At 59.3% G+C, this 15,411-nt stretch carries 14 protein-coding genes; 3 read left to right on the top strand and 11 right to left on the bottom strand.

Translation table 11 applies throughout. From position 1 onward, the window contains the following. The first annotated feature begins 4 nt into the window (after window positions 1-4). The 3 genes from ABVS03_RS07320 (at window position 5) to ABVS03_RS07310 (ending at window position 3,956) form a co-directional block, all read left to right on the top strand. Complete coding sequence (locus ABVS03_RS07320; protein ID WP_368018600.1) at window positions 5-1,279, top strand: hypothetical protein; 1,275 nt, start codon at window positions 5-7, stop codon at window positions 1,277-1,279. A 21-nt stretch (window positions 1,280-1,300) separates the two neighbouring features. Beyond that, on the top strand, window positions 1,301-2,089 hold the full coding sequence (locus ABVS03_RS07315) for a TSUP family transporter (RefSeq protein WP_330972237.1): 789 nt from the start codon (window positions 1,301-1,303) through the stop codon (window positions 2,087-2,089). Between the two features lie 208 nt (window positions 2,090-2,297). Continuing rightward, window positions 2,298-3,956: an alpha-amylase family glycosyl hydrolase gene (locus ABVS03_RS07310; protein WP_368018599.1), complete on the top strand. Its 1,659-nt coding sequence runs from the start codon at window positions 2,298-2,300 to the stop codon at window positions 3,954-3,956. Between the two features lie 60 nt (window positions 3,957-4,016). Here ABVS03_RS07310 and ABVS03_RS07305 read toward each other — a convergent pair whose 3' ends face one another. The 11 genes from ABVS03_RS07305 to ABVS03_RS07255 all read right to left on the bottom strand — a co-directional run bounded on the left by ABVS03_RS07305 (window position 4,017) and on the right by ABVS03_RS07255 (window position 15,399). Beyond that, window positions 4,017-4,772, bottom strand: a complete 756-nt coding sequence (locus tag ABVS03_RS07305) for a GntR family transcriptional regulator (RefSeq protein WP_368018598.1) — start codon at window positions 4,770-4,772, stop codon at window positions 4,017-4,019. A gap of 1 nt (window position 4,773) precedes the next feature. Further along, window positions 4,774-5,445, bottom strand: a complete 672-nt coding sequence (locus tag ABVS03_RS07300; RefSeq protein WP_330972199.1) for a hypothetical protein — start codon at window positions 5,443-5,445, stop codon at window positions 4,774-4,776. A 58-nt stretch (window positions 5,446-5,503) separates the two neighbouring features. Continuing rightward, window positions 5,504-7,963, bottom strand: a complete 2,460-nt coding sequence (pheT, locus tag ABVS03_RS07295) for a phenylalanine--tRNA ligase subunit beta (RefSeq protein ID WP_368018597.1) — start codon at window positions 7,961-7,963, stop codon at window positions 5,504-5,506. Window positions 7,964-8,011: 48 nt separating this feature from the next. Then, a complete protein-coding gene (gene pheS / locus ABVS03_RS07290; protein WP_330972197.1) occupies window positions 8,012-9,079 on the bottom strand; it encodes a phenylalanine--tRNA ligase subunit alpha in 1,068 nt (355 codons plus the stop codon). A 433-nt stretch (window positions 9,080-9,512) separates the two neighbouring features. Further along, window positions 9,513-10,361 carry an HAD hydrolase family protein gene (locus tag ABVS03_RS07285; protein WP_368018596.1) on the bottom strand — a complete coding sequence of 283 codons (849 nt, stop codon included), beginning with the start codon at window positions 10,359-10,361 and terminating at the stop codon, window positions 9,513-9,515. 24 nt (window positions 10,362-10,385) lie between these two features. Next, window positions 10,386-11,174, bottom strand: coding sequence for an HAD family hydrolase (locus tag ABVS03_RS07280; RefSeq protein WP_368018595.1), 789 nt, complete (start codon window positions 11,172-11,174; stop codon window positions 10,386-10,388). Between the two features lie 117 nt (window positions 11,175-11,291). Beyond that, window positions 11,292-12,284: an MBL fold metallo-hydrolase gene (locus ABVS03_RS07275; protein ID WP_368018594.1), complete on the bottom strand. Its 993-nt coding sequence runs from the start codon at window positions 12,282-12,284 to the stop codon at window positions 11,292-11,294. Beyond that, on the bottom strand, window positions 12,281-13,162 hold the full coding sequence (locus tag ABVS03_RS07270) for a Nif3-like dinuclear metal center hexameric protein (RefSeq protein ID WP_368018593.1): 882 nt from the start codon (window positions 13,160-13,162) through the stop codon (window positions 12,281-12,283). Before ABVS03_RS07270 ends, ABVS03_RS07275 begins: the two co-directional genes overlap by 4 nt. A gap of 12 nt (window positions 13,163-13,174) precedes the next feature. After that, window positions 13,175-13,576 carry a PTS sugar transporter subunit IIA gene (locus ABVS03_RS07265; protein WP_368018592.1) on the bottom strand — a complete coding sequence of 134 codons (402 nt, stop codon included), beginning with the start codon at window positions 13,574-13,576 and terminating at the stop codon, window positions 13,175-13,177. A gap of 151 nt (window positions 13,577-13,727) precedes the next feature. Then, complete coding sequence (locus tag ABVS03_RS07260; protein WP_368018591.1) at window positions 13,728-14,621, bottom strand: PTS system mannose/fructose/sorbose family transporter subunit IID; 894 nt, start codon at window positions 14,619-14,621, stop codon at window positions 13,728-13,730. Next, entirely contained in the window at window positions 14,614-15,399 is a 786-nt protein-coding gene (locus ABVS03_RS07255; protein ID WP_368018590.1) for a PTS mannose/fructose/sorbose/N-acetylgalactosamine transporter subunit IIC, read from the bottom strand. Before ABVS03_RS07255 ends, ABVS03_RS07260 begins: the two co-directional genes overlap by 8 nt. Window positions 15,400-15,411 lie beyond the last annotated feature (12 nt).

Raw genomic sequence — 15,411 nt, 5'->3', positions numbered from 1 at the left:
TTCCGTGATACGCCTGAACGAAGAGGGGCTGGGCTGCAAGGTCAGCACGCAGGACATCGAGCGCTCCCTGGCCCAGCATCCTTCCCTCATGGAAAGCTGCTGGGCAGGCACGCCGCATGGCACGGACTGGCTCGGCTGGCTCTCTGTCGACCAGTGGGCAGGACCCCAGGAGCTAGCCCGCATCCATGCGCTTGCCGACCGGCTGCGCAAGAAGACAGACACCCTGGTCCTCATAGGTGTCGGAGGGTCGAACAATGCGGCACGCGCGGTCCTCTCGGCACTTGGTCCAGCCGATCCTTGCCACCGTGTCGTCTATGCCGGCAACACCCTTTCCGCCTGGACCCTGAGAAAGCTGCTCGAGAGCCTTGAGGGCCACGAGGTGGCACTGTTCTGCGTCGCGAAGAACTTCAGGACGCTCGAACCCGGAAGCTCCTTCAGGCTCCTGCGGCAGCATCTGGTCTCCCAGATCGGCAAGCGGGCAGCAGCAGAGCGCATCGTCTGCAACGGCACCCCAGGATCCGATCTCGAGCGGCTCTGCTCGGATGAAGGCTACACGTTCACGACCTTCCCGCCGAATGTCGGCGGGCGCTATACGGCGCTCACTGCCACTCATCTCCTGCCGCTCGCCTATGCCGGCATCGATATCGATGCGCTGGTGAAAGGAGCGCGTGCTGAGGAATCGGAGCTGCGCCGTCTGCCCGACCACACAAATCCGGCACTGCGCTATGCGCATCTGCGCTCTCTCGCCGGACGATCGGGGCTCACCATCGAGCTTCTTGCCTCCTTCGAGCCACGTCTTGCCGATTTCGGCCTCTGGTGGCAGCAGCTGTTCGGGGAGTCCGAAGGAAAGCAGGGCCGGGGCCTCTTCCCGGCCTGCGCCCGCTACTCCGAGGAGCTCCATAGCCTTGGCCAGTATGTCCAGGATGGCACGCACCAGCTCATGGAGACCTTCCTCGATATAGCAGAGCCCGGACCGGACGATCATCTCGTCCTCGGCACCAGCGATGTCGCGGACGGCTTCGGCTATCTCGATGGAGCGGATTTCTGGGATATCAACAAGACGAGCTTTCGTGCCGTGCTGAAGGCACACGCATCGGTCCTTCCCTGTGCGACCATAGAGATTGGGCGCCTCGATGAGCAGCACATGGGAGCGCTCTTCTACTTCTTCATGCTGAGCTGCTACTGCTCCGCCGAGCTTCTGGGGGTCGATCCGTTCGACCAGCCAGGCGTCGAAGCCTACAAGCAGCTCATGCACCATGCATTGGGACGCGTCGAGTAAGGAGCCTCATCCGTGTCAGAGATGTACCTTGTCTTCGTCGTTGCCTTCCTGGCATCGCTTCTGGGTCCGCTCTGCGGCATCGGCGGCGGTGTCATCATCAAGCCTGTCGTCGATGCGATGGGGATCCTTCCGGTCGCGGTCGTCTCCTTCCTGTCTTCGGTCTCGGTCCTCACGATGTCTCTGGCAACGCTTCTGCAGAATGCCGTCTCGAAGACATCGACCATCAAGGTGCGCTCCATGCTGCCGGTTGCCCTCGGATCGGCAGCAGGAGGCGCCGCCGGCAAGATCTTGTTCAACCTGCTCAGCCAGAATCTCCACGACAGGGAGCTTGTCGGCGCCTATCAGGCAGCTATCCTCATCATCCTGACCATTATCGTCTTCATCTACACGCTCAAGCGCTCCTCGCTCAGAAGCTTCCGCATCGGCCGCCCGCTTGCCAGCGCTCTCATCGGCGCTGCCGCCGGCGCTCTATGGTCCTTCCTCGGCATCGGCGGCGGTCCCTTCAATCTTGCAATCCTCATGTTCTTCTTCTCGATGGATTCCAAGCCTGCCGCCCAGGCATCGCTTTTCATCATCGCCTTCTCCCAGACAGCAAGCCTGCTCTATTCGGTCTTCCTCGGAGGCCTGCCAGCGTTCGAGCCGTTCATGCTTGCCGGCATGTGCCTGGCTGCCCTGCTGGGCTCTGTCATCGGCCGCCAGATTGCCCGGCGCATCGATTCCCATGCGGTCGATGTGCTCTACCGCTGCGCCCTGGTCCTGATCATCCTGATCTGCTGCTACAACTTCGCAAGGTTCTGCGGCATCCTATGAGCCTCAAAGACATCCGGCTTTCCCAAGGCCCGTGCAGCATCCATGCTGCACGGGCCTTCTCCTGCCGCGCACACGCTGTTTTCTGCCATTCACGGGCTCTCGTCTTTCTCTATTTACGTCAGATATTTCCGATGTATACTTCATTTGTGTCTGATATATCCGATGTTATAAGGAATCAACTATGAAGCATGAGGAATGCCAAGAGAGCATGCAGCATATCGGCGAGAGCCTGAAGCGCTGGCGCACGATAGCGGGCATCACGGCCGATGGGCTTGCGCAGGAGCTCGGCATATCGCGCGATACCCTCTCGCGTGCCGAGCGCGGAGACCTCGCGGTCTCGGTCGGCACCGTGCTCGATATGGCAGCAGATTTCGGCCTCCTCTCGAAGGTGGAAGCGGCCTTCGATCCCGCACAGGACGAGATAGGACGCATCGGCATTGCCAAAGGCCTTCCGAAGCGCGTGCGCAGGACGAAGGAAGCCGTATCACAGGATTGGAGAAACAGCATGAACTGGTATGAAGGAAGCTTTGTCTATCAGATCTATCCTCTGGGGCTGACCGGCGCTCCCTGGAGAAACGATGGCTCCCAGGAAGGCGCCACGAACACGGACGCGCACCGTCTCCTCAAGATCGTGAACGATGGCTGGGTCGACCATATGAAGAAGCTCGGCGTCAGCTGCCTGATGCTGAACCCGGTCTTCGAGAGCGACTCCCATGGCTATGACACGAGGGACTATACGAAGGTCGACAGCCGCCTCGGCACGAAGGAGGACTTGAAGGCTGTCGTGGATGCCTGCCATGAAGCAGGGATACGCGTGCTCTTCGATGCCGTGCTGAACCATGTGGGCCGTGGCTTCTGGGCCTTCCAGGACGTCCTCGAGAAGCATCAGCAGTCTCCCTACGCCGGATGGTTCAATATCGACTGGAACGGCAACTCTGCCTATAATGACGGATTCTCCTACGAGACCTGGGCAGGCGTCCCCGAGCTCGTGAAGCTCAATCATGGCTGCTTCGAGCTCAATGACTATCTCGCCGATGTGATCCGCGGCTGGGAAGCCGACTACGATATCGATGGCCTCCGCCTCGATGTTGCCTACTGCCTCGACGATGGCTATCTCGGCTACCTCCGCCAGATTGCTGATGGCCTCACCGCAAAGCGCGGAGAGAAGTTCCTTCTCCTCGGCGAGACGATGTTCGGCGACTACAACCGCTGGATGAACGACCATGCCTGCGATTCCGTCTACAACTACGAAGCCTACAAGGGCCTCTGGTCTTCCATGAACGCAGCGAACATGCATGAGATTGCCTATGCCTTGGAGCGCCAGAGCGGCGATAAGCCCTGGGACCTCTACACAGGAAAGCATCTGCTCGATTTCGTGGACAACCACGATGTCCCGAGAATCGCAACGCAGCTCACCGACAAGAAGCAGCTGAAGCCGCTCTATGGCCTCCTCTTCGGCATGTGCGGCGTGCCATGCGTCTACTACGGCTCCGAGTGGGGCATCGAAGGCGTCCAGGACTACGGTGACCACAAGCTGAGGCCGGCTCTCGACAAGCCTGAATGGAACGATCTCACCGACTGGATTTGTGCCCTCTCCGAGGCGCGCTTCACGACGGAAGGCGCAGAGGCTCTCTGCGAGGGCGACTACCATGAGCTCCTCTGCCAGCCGCAGCAGCTTGTCTTCCAGCGTGCTGCCCAGGGGCGCCGTGTGATTGTCGCTGTCAATGCCTCGAAGGATCCGGTCGTCCTCCACTTCGATGCGGGATGCGGGAGAGCACAGGACCTCATCACGGGCGAAGACCATGACTTCGGTGCAGGCTCCGAAGTTGGCCCCTATTCCTGCCACTACTGGCTCTGCGAACGCTAAGGCAGAGACATACCCCGGAGATGCTGATGGCCGCCCTGCCTGGCAGGACGGCCATCTTTCCTACTCCCCTATGACGCCACGGGCACGCTCTGTCGTCGTCGATATGACGCAGCGGTTTGCTGGCAGCCACACGGTGCCCCATTCGAAGGGGACTCCATTGTCGAGCGTCACAAGCTGCTCGAGATTGAGCACGGGCGCCTTGTCGTCGCACTTGAGCCAGCGTGCCCGCTCAGAGCCAGCAACGCAGGCACAGTAGCGCTGTTCCGAATGGCCGATAGCATGGCCCGAGCAGCGCTCGACTGCCGCAAAGAGCGACTCATGCTCGAAGTCCACCTGGTCGAGACCGGGCGCTGCCTTGAGGTTGAGGTGGCTCTCGATGAACATGACCGGCACATCCTCGACCGTGCGGATGCGTGCAAGATAGAGATAGGGTTCCCCTGGCTTGATGCCCAGAGACGTCGCACAGAGGCCCTCTGCCTTCTCAATCCGCATCTCGCAGACGATCGTGCGGAAGCGTATGCCTTGCACGCTCATGGATTCGCCGAACGAGAGCAGCCTGTTTCCTGATGGCCTTGCCATGACCGGCTGCGTGACGAAGGTGCCACGTCCGCGCTGCTGCGTCAGGAGTCCCTCGTCCACAAGGGCGCGTATGCCCTTCTGGACCGTGCCACGAGAGAGCCCGAGCATGTCCATGAGCTCATGCTCAGAAGGGATGGGAACGTCTTGGCCCCACTCCCTGGAATAGATCTTCTCGCGCACATAGTCTGCGACCTGCACATGGAGCGGTACAGCGCCCTGCCTGACAAACCTCTCCATCCTAGCAGGCTGCCTTCCCGAAGCGCAGGAGACCCTGGCGCAAGATCTCGTCGACCCTGTCCCCTGTCGTCCTGAAGAACTCAGGCGTCAGGAGCGAATAGGTCGGTGCGTCAGCAAGATGGCGCTCGTTGTTTCCGTCGAGGAGCACGTCTGCTGCCTTCACGCCACGCTCTACATCCTCTGCGAGGATAGGATACTGCGGGAAGGCTGCACACTCATCTATGAGGGACGGGGTGAGCGGGACACGGCGCTCGAGGAAGAACGTCCTTCCATAGAGCTCGAAGTCCTTCTGTTTCCTGATGCGGGTCCGATCTCCGGGCTTCACGCCGATCTCAGCGATATAGCGCCTCGTCGCACCGTTGTAGCCAGCATCGCAGACCAGATGCGCCCAGGCACCGAGCACGATATCGGTGACCTCTGAAGGGTTCTTGCCCTCGATATAGAGGTCCCAGAATTTCTGGTACTGGGGCACAGGGATGGTTGCCGTCTCGGCCATATGCGTCATCCCATACGGCAGCTTGTGGGAGACATCGGGCACCATCCAGCCGACATAGAGGTCGGGCAGGAAGTTCCCGAAGAGAAAATTCCCGATATCGCGGATGCCAAGAGCATCCGTTTTCTCCTCCCTGAGGAGACGTTCCACGTGTGCTGCATGTATGTTCCAGCTGGGCATATGCCTTCCTGTACCGATCTGGCCCGGGGCGTGCGCCCCGGGCCCACGAGACTCGTTCCTAGCTTCTGACTTCGCCGTTCACGGCACGCATGACCTTCTTCACGAGACGGTCATGCGCCTTCTCCACCTCATCAGAGGTGAGCGTGTGGTCGGCTGCACGATACGTGAGCGAGAATGCAAGCGACTTCTTGCCTTCGCCGACACGCTGCTTATCGCGGAAGACGTCGAAGAGGCGCACATCTGCAAGGAGCTTGCCGCCGGCAGACTGGATGCGCTGCTCGACGGTCTCTGCCGTGACATCCTCGTCGACGACGATTGCAAGGTCGACAGAGACACCCGGGAGCGTCGGCACCTCCTGATAGGGCAGCTCGCGCTTGGCAAGACGGAGCAGCGCCTCGACAGAGAGCTCGAATGCCACGACATCCTGCTCGACCTCGAAGTTCTGAAGGACCTCAGGATGGATGTTGCCGACCCAGCCGATGAGCTCTCCGCCGTGGGCGTAGATCTCGGCAGCGCAGCCCGGCTGGAGCCACCCATACTCTTCCTGGTCAGCCACCTTGTAGCGGACCTTCGTGATGCGCAGCGCCTTCAGGAGCTCCTGGACGACACCCTTCGCATCGAAGAAGTTGAGCTTCGGGTACTTGCGGTTCCACTGGTCATCGTCCCAGGCGCCGGACATGACGCCGCAGACGAAGCGGGGCTCATCCGGCTGGGACTTGTGCTCATGGCCGAAGAATACACGGCCGATTTCATAGAGCGCGATGTTCTTCTCGCCGTGGCTGATGTTGTACTCGACCGAGCGCAGAAGGCCCGGCAGCATGGAGCGGCGCATCTGGCTCTGGTCTGCGACGAGCGGATTGATGATCTGGACCGGGATGCCGCGGCCCTTCTCGCTCATATGCAGGCGCTCGAGATCGCGGGCATCGGCGAAGTTGTAGGTCTGGGTCTCGGAGAGGCCAAGAGCCCTGAGCGTGGCGCCGATCTTGCGGATGCGCTGCTGGTCGACCGTAAGGCCGCCTGCATGGTTCCTGGCAGCAGGAAGCGTCGCTTCGACCTCATCCTCGCCCCAGAGGCGCAGGATCTCCTCGATGAGGTCGACCTCGCGGGTGAGATCGGGACGGTTCGTCGGCGCGACGACGTCGAAGCCATCTTCTGCCGGCGTAACCGCGCAGCCAAGGCGGCGCAGGCGCTGTGCCATGAAATCAGGCTCGATATCGGCACCGGAGAGGGCGCAGACACGCTGGGTCCTGAGATGGATATGCGCAGGCTCCACAGGTGCTGGATAATTGTCGACCTTGCCTGTGCAGACCTCGGCCCCGCAGCACTCCTCGAAGAGGGCCGCTGCGATGTCTGCGATGCGCGAGCAGGCGGCAGCATCGACCTGACGCTCGAAGCGGATCGAGGCCTCGCTCATAAGGTCGAGATTGCGGCTCGTGCGGGAGATGTGGCCCTTGTCGAAGCAGGCGCTCTCGAGCAGGACATCCGTCGTGTTCTCGTCGATCTCTGAGTTGAGGCCGCCCATCACGCCAGCGAGTGCGACCGGCGTCTTTCCATCGTCGGTGATCACGATCATGTCGGACGTGAGGTCGCGGTCGGTGTGGTCGAGCGTCGTGACCTTCTCGCCGTCCTTTGCAGCACGGATCACGATGTGGCGCTTGCCGTCACGGACGCCAAGCTTGTTGAGATCGAAGGCATGGAGCGGCTGGCCGGTGAGATACATCACATAGTTCGTGACATCGACGACATTGTTGATCGTACGGGAGCCTGCCGCCTCGACACGGCGGGCAAGCCACTCAGGCGAGGGGCCGATCTTCACGTTCTTCACGACACGGGCAACATAGCGCTGGCAGAGTGCAGAATCTGCAATCGTGACATCGACGAGGTCCTCGGCGCGCGTCGCAATCTCAGACTTGATCTGGGGCTCCGTGATATGGGTGTCCTCATCTAAGATGGCAGACGTCTCGACTGCCATGCCCTCCATGGAGAGGCAGTCCGGACGGTTCGGCGTGATCTCGCAGTCGACGACCGTATCCGAGATGCCATAGTAGTCTGTGAAGTCCACGCCAACCGGCGCATCCTCAGGCAGGATCATGATGCCCGAGTGGTCGGAGCCAAGGCCAAGCTCGCGCTCGGAGCAGTTCATGCCATACGACTCGACGCCGCGGAGCTTCGACTTCTTGATCTTCACATCGCCCGGCAGGTGTGCTCCGATCATTGCGACGACGATATGGTCGCCTGCATTGAAGTTCTGGGCGCCGCAGACGATCTGCAGCGGCTCGGGCTTGCCGTCCTTATCCACGTTCTTCATGCCCACATCGACCGTCGTGAGCCACATATGGTCGGAATCGGGATGCGGGACCTTCGTCAGGACCTTGCCGGTCACGACGTGCTCGAGGTCTGCACCTACCTTCTCCACAGCCTCCACCTCGGTGCCGGTGTGGATATATTCCTTCACGAGGTCCTTCGGATCCTCGGGGACATCGACCATGTCCTTCAGCCACTCATAGGAAACGCGCATCGTATCTGCCTTTCTGTTGCGCGGAAACTGTCCAAAGAAGAGGATCCCTTAGAACTGGGACAGGAACCTCTTGTCGCCGGTCATCAGCATGCGGAGATCGGGGAGGTCGTAGCGCAGCGCTGCCACGCGCTCGACGCCGATGCCGAAGGCAAAGCCGGTGTACTTCTCCGGGTCGATGCCGCAGTAGCGGAAGACGTTCGGGTCCACCATGCCGCAGCCCAGAATCTCGAGCCAGCCCGTGCCCTTGCAGAAGCGGCAGCCCTTGCCGCCGCAGACGCCGCAGGACACATCGACTTCGCAGCTCGGCTCCGTGAACGGGAAGAAATGCGGACGATAGCGGGTAGCGCGGTCCTTTCCGAAGATCTCGCGCGTGAAGTAGTCGAGCGTGCCCTTGAGGTCGCCGAACGTGATGCCCTCATCGACGACGAGACCCTCGACCTGCGTGAACTGGGGCAGATGGTTTGCATCGGCCGTATCGGGACGGAAGACCGTGCCTGGGCAGATCATATAGATCGGGGGCTTCCTGTTCTCCATCACATGGACCTGAACGCCCGAGGTCTGGGTGCGAAGGAGCACGTCGGACTCGCCGAGCACATGCTGCTCCTTGCCTTCAGGAGCGTTGTCGACGACGTAGAACGTGTCCTTGGAAGAACGTGAAGGATGGTCTTCAGGCGCATTGAGTGCCGTGAAGTTGTAGTAGGTCGTCTCGACGAACGGGCCGTCCTCGACGGTATAGCCCATGCCGCAGAAGATGTCCTCGATCTCCTCGCGGATCTGCGAGATCAGATGCTCGGTGCCAAGCGGCTTCACGCGGCCTGGCAGCGTGACATCGGTCGACTCGGCTGCAAAGCGGGACTGCAGGACTTCCTTCGTGATCTCGACCTTGCGCTTCTCGATGGCAGCCACGACCTGCGCACGCACGTCGTTTGCCATCTTGCCCATGATCGGGCGCTCCTCAGGATCGAGCTTGCCCATCTGGTGCATGACCTGGGTCAGGCTGCCCTTCCTGCCGAGAATCTGGACGCGCAGCTCCTCCAGCGCTTCAGGCGTGAGCGCCTTGGCAACGCCTTCGCGCACCTGATCCTGAATCGATGTGAGGTCATCGTTCATTGACATACCGATTTGCCCCTTCCATAGAAAAAGCCGTCCTCGAGCATACTTGCTCAAGGACGGCCTCATGACCGCGGTACCACCTTGATTGACACTGCACGCTTTGTGCGTCGCGAGCGCCCACTCGTTGAGCTCCGTTCCGTGGAGCAGACGGCTTCCCTACTGGCAGATGCGTTCAGGTTGCAGCTGGTGGAGTGAACTTCGTCCGCCAGCCTTCGCGAGGACCTCTCAGCCTAGGGTCCCTTCTCTGTCCTCCAGCTACGCGGCAGACGAACCTCTCCGTCATTGCCTGTGGGCAAGCTTAGCACAGGCATCCCGACTTGTATCCGGATATATGAACATTTCCCTTCTGTTCACATCCGAGATGCGCCCGCCTGCCCCAATTGGGCCGGAATGCTGCATTCCAAAGAGCTGCATGATGCTTGCGGAAAGCGGCCTCTCAGGCCATGAATGGCCATCTGCCTTCTGCCAGGCACTCTATCGCCTGCGCGACCGCATCGTCTCTGCAGGCCCCGATATGCCAGCGGGCCGCTGCAGCAGCTTCTGCCGTCGCATTCGAGACGGCAACAGAGTTCGGCACGGCTTCGAACATCGCAAGATCGTTGTTTGCGTCGCCGAAGACAACGACCTCGTCGGTCGAGCAGCCTATCGCTTCGCAGAGCACCTTGATGCCGCGCCCCTTGTTCCAGCCGGCGGGCATCGCATTGAGGTATCCCGGGAATGCCAGGTCGAAGTCGAATCCCTCCGCCTCGGCATTCAGCACGTCGACAAGCTCCTGCGTCTCGGCCCGCGTGATTCCGCACTGGAATACATTCACCTTCGTGATCGCTCCTTCAGGAAGTGTACTCCGCACGTCTGCCGTCTCGGCATATGCCGGGAAGGACTGGGCAAGCTCTTCCTTCGTGCCCCGCACGATATAGGGTCTGCTATCCTGGAAGCAGAGAAGCCCGCATCCCGGATGCTTGCCGAGCACATCCAGAAGGCCCAAGAGCGCCTCATGGCTGAAGTACTCGTGATGGATGCATCTGCCCTCGAGATAGACCTCGAGGCCGTTCGTGGCGACCGCTGTGGCGCAGCACGCCTCGTCTTCAGAAAACATCGGCGGCACCCAGCTTCTGGCCCTGCCCGAAGAGGGACCGATCGGAAGCCCTGCGGAAAGCGCCTTCAGGAACGCCTCATGCGTCCGTGCGCTTACCGTCTTTTCGCCTTTCGGCAGGATTGTATTGTCCATATCGGACAGGATGAGGCGGCACTCACGCACGCTGCCATCCGCTGCAATCTCCCTCACGGCATCCCCTTTCTGCACCTATCGCTACCTATAGCCAAGGCGTGCCAGCGCATGGGCAACACCGTCGTGGTGCACATCGTCTGTCACGAACGTCGCAGCCTTCTTTGCTTCCTCAGAGGCGTTGCCCATCGCGACCGCGACATCGGCAGTGCGCAGAAGCGGAATGTCGTTTTCCGAATCGCCGAAGGCAAGCGTGCGCCCGACAGGCTTGCCTGCATCTTCCAGGGCCTGGACAAGAGCGCGTGCCGCTACGTCCTTGCCGACACCAGGGCATACGAGCTCGAAATAGTCGGGTGCAGACTGGTAGCAGGCAAAGTGCGTCTGGAAGAAGCTGCTCTTCTGGTACTGCGGGAAGTCATAGTAGCGAAATGCCAGCTTTCCCACCTCGAGCGAAGGCATGACCTGCTGAAGCTCGTCCATGCTCTCGACCTGCTCGGCATGCCACTCGAAGCCATGCCGTTCGCCTGCAAACGCCCTGCCTTCCGGCCCGCTGAAAAGGATTCCCATATCAAGGCGCGGCACCTCCAAGAGAGCCCTTTCAAGATCTTCCTGCGGGATGAAATGCGCTAAGATGCGCCTGCCATCCAGGATTGCCAGCGCACCGTCGAAGCAGAGCATGCCAGAAAATGGCAGGTCCTTGAGACAGGCAGGCACGCCCTGGGGAGCCCTTCCCGTCGAAAGCAGAGCAACATTGCCAAGCTCGCAGAAGCGGTCAATTGCGTGCTTCGAGGCCGGACTGGCCTCATTTCCCCAGCCCGTCTTCGGATCCCGCCATGTCAGCGTGTTGTCGATATCGAAGAACGCCACATCCATCCGGTTCCTCCTGGTTCGCTCTCCCTGTGCAGTATAGCGACATGGATGCGCCTGCCGGAAGGAGGAATTTCCGGCAGGACGGGAAAGCCGCACGCATCGGATGCAGCCGTCAAGCGCTCATCCCACGGTATCCATAGTGTATTTGAGGTCGCTCCCAAACTGATAGATATTGCGGGTGAAGAGCTTGCGGCCAAACCAGTCGATCTCGCGGTCATGCCAATCGGGATGATCGAGTATGCTCTGTGCCGTTTCGGCAAGATAGCTAAGCGTCACAGGATGAAGGTCGAATGTTCCATGGCCAGGAAACACTCCAGATATCTTATCTCCATGAGCTTCGATGATCTTCACGATGCAGTCATGAAGCGAGCGGATAGTACAGAGCTCTGGATGGCTCTCCCCTTCGTCGAGCAGTGCGCTCGTCGCATCGCCCATGAAGAAGCAGCCAGTCACACGATCGTAAATGCCAGATTCGCCTGCTGTATGGCCTGAGATAAGATTAACCTCTACCCGATAGGGCTCTCCCGTATCCATCACGCCGAGATCGAAGATAAATCCAGAAGGCACTCCCTTCACTTCATAAGGCCGAAAGGGCACCAGATTCTTGGGGTCGAAATCGGATGATTTCGGTTTTCCCTGTTCATCGAGAAGAAAGCCTGCCATATAGCCAGGCGCCATCTGACGCTTCAGAAGCTCAGCATCGTATTCATTGATATAGACAGCATCAAAACAGAAGTTGCCCCCAATATGATCGACGTGCCGGTGCGTATTGAAGCAGAGAATCTCCCTGTCAGGCGCAAGATGCTCCGCCAGCTTCCTGATGTTTCCCAATCCGAAAGCCGTATCGATAAGAAGCGCTCGCTCGGGACCGATTACGAGATAGCTCCAGACATCGCCGCACCCCGGCATGATGGAAGGGCTGAAGAGCGCATAGGTATTGGGCCGCACCTTATAGCACTCGACGAAAGGGTTGACGTCTGGATAGTATTCCTTGAGATCGGAATGCTCTCGCAGCACTTTCATGAAGGACCATCGGGAGGGCTTTTCATGCTCAGGCTGGAAATTATGCACAGAAACGCTGCCTGCAATAGGCCGGGGATCGAGATCCATCATGAAGCCACCCCATGCACGACATAGCTATAGGTATCCCGCATCGGCACAAACGCCAGAGGAATCTCGTTGGTACCCAGGGCACGGGGAAGCCATCTGACCATATACTCCATGCCAGGCTCTTCCAGATTGAAATGTCCTACCGTGATAGCGCATTTTCCTTGGCCAAGCTGTGCTGCGTCACGGATATACTCGCACGTCGTGAAGTCGATGAATTCCATAGTCACCAGAGCATCGACATCTTCGCTGTCCGCATACATGATTTCATGAGTATCTGACGCGGCATTGCCGAGCACATGCATCGGAATGTGCACGCGGCGCACCCGGGCATGCAGATCTCCGATCAGACGCGTGCCATTGAGGCCCAAAGACGCCACCAGATGTTCGGCGAGCTCCTTGCCGCTCATCTCGGGTATCTCGAAATCCAGGCTCTGTGCCGTATCGCCAATCCGATAGTCGAGCCAGCCTGTCTTCCACGCAAAACCATAGAAGATTCCATCGACCATCCCGCCATCTGCCTCAAGCGGCACCTTCGAATGGATGTAGTCATGGCAGCGCCAGACGGTGCCTCCCCATCTGTCGAGAAGCTCCTTCTTGGCAGCAAAGGTCCTGTTGCCAAGAAGGATGTCTTCATGATCTCCATGGTTCCAGAAGAGCGCTTCGTGCGTGATGATTAGGTTCGCTCCTTTGCGCTGCGCTTCGCGGATGATGTCTGCCGTCGGCCAGATGCAGGTGACGATGCCCGTGCATTCTTCTTCGACCCATTGCTTCCCATAGGTTATCTGGTCGCGCGTCGTCTTGTCGTCGATAGGCTTTCCAGTATCGAAGGCGATTCCTCCACAGAATGCCTTGATCCGTGCGATAACATCCGACTTCTTCATGTGCCCTCCTGCCTATTCATCCTCTTCGTCCATCGCCACAGCGAATGTATTGACCAGCTGCATGGACTGTCTGCCCATCTCAAGGACATTCTCTATGCCTTGAATGCTGAGCTCGTCTGCCGACAGACAGAGCTCCAGAGCGGTCGGCACATTGATGCCTGCCACCAGGAACACATGCGGTCCCATATAGGGCGCAAAGGCCTGATTGACACTCCCCTGCAGAATATCGGTCAGGACAAGTACCTCGTCATCCGGCGCAATGGTGCTGAAGATCTCCCTGACTCGCTCTTCAAGCGGTGCGGAGTCCACATAGGCGCAGACGACTTCGAGAGGCTGCTTGTTGCCGAGGAAATCGAGGGTGTCCTTCAGGCCTTCGGCGAAGCGGTGATGGGAGGCCAATATGACATGTCTCATGGGTGCTCACTTCCTATTGCATCCCTGATGCAGCAGGATCACATTGTGCAGAGCAGGGTAATGATGTTTCCCCTGCCAAGAAGATACGCCTTGCAGGTATCTCCTTGGCAGAGGCTCTTCGCCCGGCAAGGGCGGGCGAAGAGCAGAATGGCTAGGCAGCGGGGGCAACGCCGAGGATGCCAGTGGCGGCGCAGATCCAGCTGATAACGATGATGCCCAGAATGATCCAGTTGAGCTTCACGCCCTTCTTGATGAGACGGTAGGTCACCGCAGCTGCAATCACACCGAGCAAGTTGGGGAAGATCTGGTCCAGCACACCGGTCTGGAGCGACAGGGAAATCTCCCCGAAAGTGAAGGTGAGCGGAGTGTAGATCGAGATGGCAGAATAGATGAGGGAACCCACGACGGTAAGGCCGAGGATCGAAGCGGCGTCCGTCAGAATCGAGATTCTGTCTGCCATGCTCGTGATGACCTTGGCACCGGCATCATAGCCCTGAACATAATTCTGAAGACGCCAGACAAGGATGGCTGCCCAGACAGCAACCCAGAGCAGGATGCCCACCGGATTGCCCTGCATGGCCATATATCCTGCAATGGAGCCCAGAATCGTCATCGGCAGTATCCAGATCAAGACATCGCCGACGCCAGAGAGCGGACCCATGAGGCCGACCTTGAGGTCATTTTCTGCAGCCATGCCGCCGAGGTGTCCACGGTCCTCGATAGCCAGGCCAGCGCCGAGAAGGAGGCCTGATACTGGAGGTGTTGCATTGAAGACGCAGTCGAGCTGATTGAGGATTGCCGTATTGAAGGCTTCCCGGTCGTTGCCGTAGATCTTGCGGAGCGCATAGTAGGCAGCAAATGTGCAGCAGGGTGCATTCTGCGTGGCATATGAATAGGAAGCGGTATCCATCAGCAGCATGCGGCGGCTGCAGATCTTGAGGTCCTCTTTGGTAAGCACCGGCTCATATGAGCCATCCGGAAGCTGCACGGGTGCCGGAGCCTCATCGAAATCCTTGAAATCCTTCGGTTTCAGAAAATTACTCATCTTCGAGCTCGCCTCCATCTGCATTCTGTGCTGCCATGACCTGCGATGAGCTCTTCAGCCTGAAGTACTCGATAGCGATTGCTGCGCCCAGGAGGGCAATCGGAAGGACCGAGAGCTTGAGATAGGCAGCCAGCACATACCCTACGATCAGGAATGCATAGAACTTGTTGACCGGCATGAAGGTCAGAAGCATCGCGAAGCCGGTGACCGGAAGAATTCCAGCAGCGATGGTAAGGCCGGTCGTGAACCAATCCGGCATGACTGCAAGCACGGCATCGACCGCCTGCTGGCCAAATGCCAGCACAAGCGCCATCGGAAGCGCGCCCTGCAGGAAAAGCCACAGATGCGACAGGAAGAAGGAGCGCAGCATCTTGCCGTACTCTTCCTTGACAGCATGCCCGCGGATGACCTTGAAGACCCAGGAGTTATAGATCTTGAACATGACATCGAGCTGGACATAGAGCATAGCAACAGCTACGCCCACAGCAAGGCCGACAGATATGTCGCCCGAACCGGTGATGCAGGCAAGCACGGTCGCTACCATGCCAGCCATGCCATAGTCAGGAGCAGACGAGCCGCCGAGGCCAGCTGCACCCATGCTCATGAGCTGGATGGTGCCACCGATGACAAGACCGGTATAGGGGTCGCCCAGGATGATGCCCGTGAGCCAGCACATAAGTGCATGCTGGAACGTAAATAGCTGCGTGGAATACGAATCCATCGCCCTGAATCCCGAGAGCAGGACGATAAGAATGAACTGAAGCGCATTGACTGCCATCTGGATCCTCCC

The organism is Olsenella sp. AGMB03486, assembly GCF_040884255.1.
In the GTDB taxonomy this organism is placed as follows: domain Bacteria; phylum Actinomycetota; class Coriobacteriia; order Coriobacteriales; family Atopobiaceae; genus Olsenella_L; species Olsenella_L kribbiana.
This window is presented reverse-complemented; position numbering and strand designations above follow the sequence as displayed.

Bases quoted from the DNA above. Each gene is read 5' to 3' on its own strand.
- ABVS03_RS07255 (WP_368018590.1), bottom strand. From the start codon at position 15,399: ATGGCAGTCAATGCGCTTCAGTTCATTCTTATCGTCCTGCTCTCGGGA.
- ABVS03_RS07265 (WP_368018592.1), bottom strand. From the start codon at position 13,576: ATGAGACATGTCATATTGGCCTCCCATCACCGCTTCGCCGAAGGCCTG.
- ABVS03_RS07280 (WP_368018595.1), bottom strand. From the start codon at position 11,174: ATGGATGTGGCGTTCTTCGATATCGACAACACGCTGACATGGCGGGAT.
- ABVS03_RS07305 (WP_368018598.1), bottom strand. From the start codon at position 4,772: ATGGAGAGGTTTGTCAGGCAGGGCGCTGTACCGCTCCATGTGCAGGTC.
- ABVS03_RS07315 (WP_330972237.1), top strand. From the start codon at position 1,301: ATGTACCTTGTCTTCGTCGTTGCCTTCCTGGCATCGCTTCTGGGTCCG.
- ABVS03_RS07275 (WP_368018594.1), bottom strand. From the start codon at position 12,284: ATGATGGATCTCGATCCCCGGCCTATTGCAGGCAGCGTTTCTGTGCAT.
- ABVS03_RS07300 (WP_330972199.1), bottom strand. From the start codon at position 5,445: ATGCCCAGCTGGAACATACATGCAGCACACGTGGAACGTCTCCTCAGG.
- ABVS03_RS07270 (WP_368018593.1), bottom strand. From the start codon at position 13,162: ATGAAGAAGTCGGATGTTATCGCACGGATCAAGGCATTCTGTGGAGGA.
- ABVS03_RS07310 (WP_368018599.1), top strand. From the start codon at position 2,298: ATGCAGCATATCGGCGAGAGCCTGAAGCGCTGGCGCACGATAGCGGGC.
- ABVS03_RS07260 (WP_368018591.1), bottom strand. From the start codon at position 14,621: ATGAGTAATTTTCTGAAACCGAAGGATTTCAAGGATTTCGATGAGGCT.
- pheT (WP_368018597.1), bottom strand. From the start codon at position 7,963: ATGCGCGTTTCCTATGAGTGGCTGAAGGACATGGTCGATGTCCCCGAG.
- pheS (WP_330972197.1), bottom strand. From the start codon at position 9,079: ATGTCAATGAACGATGACCTCACATCGATTCAGGATCAGGTGCGCGAA.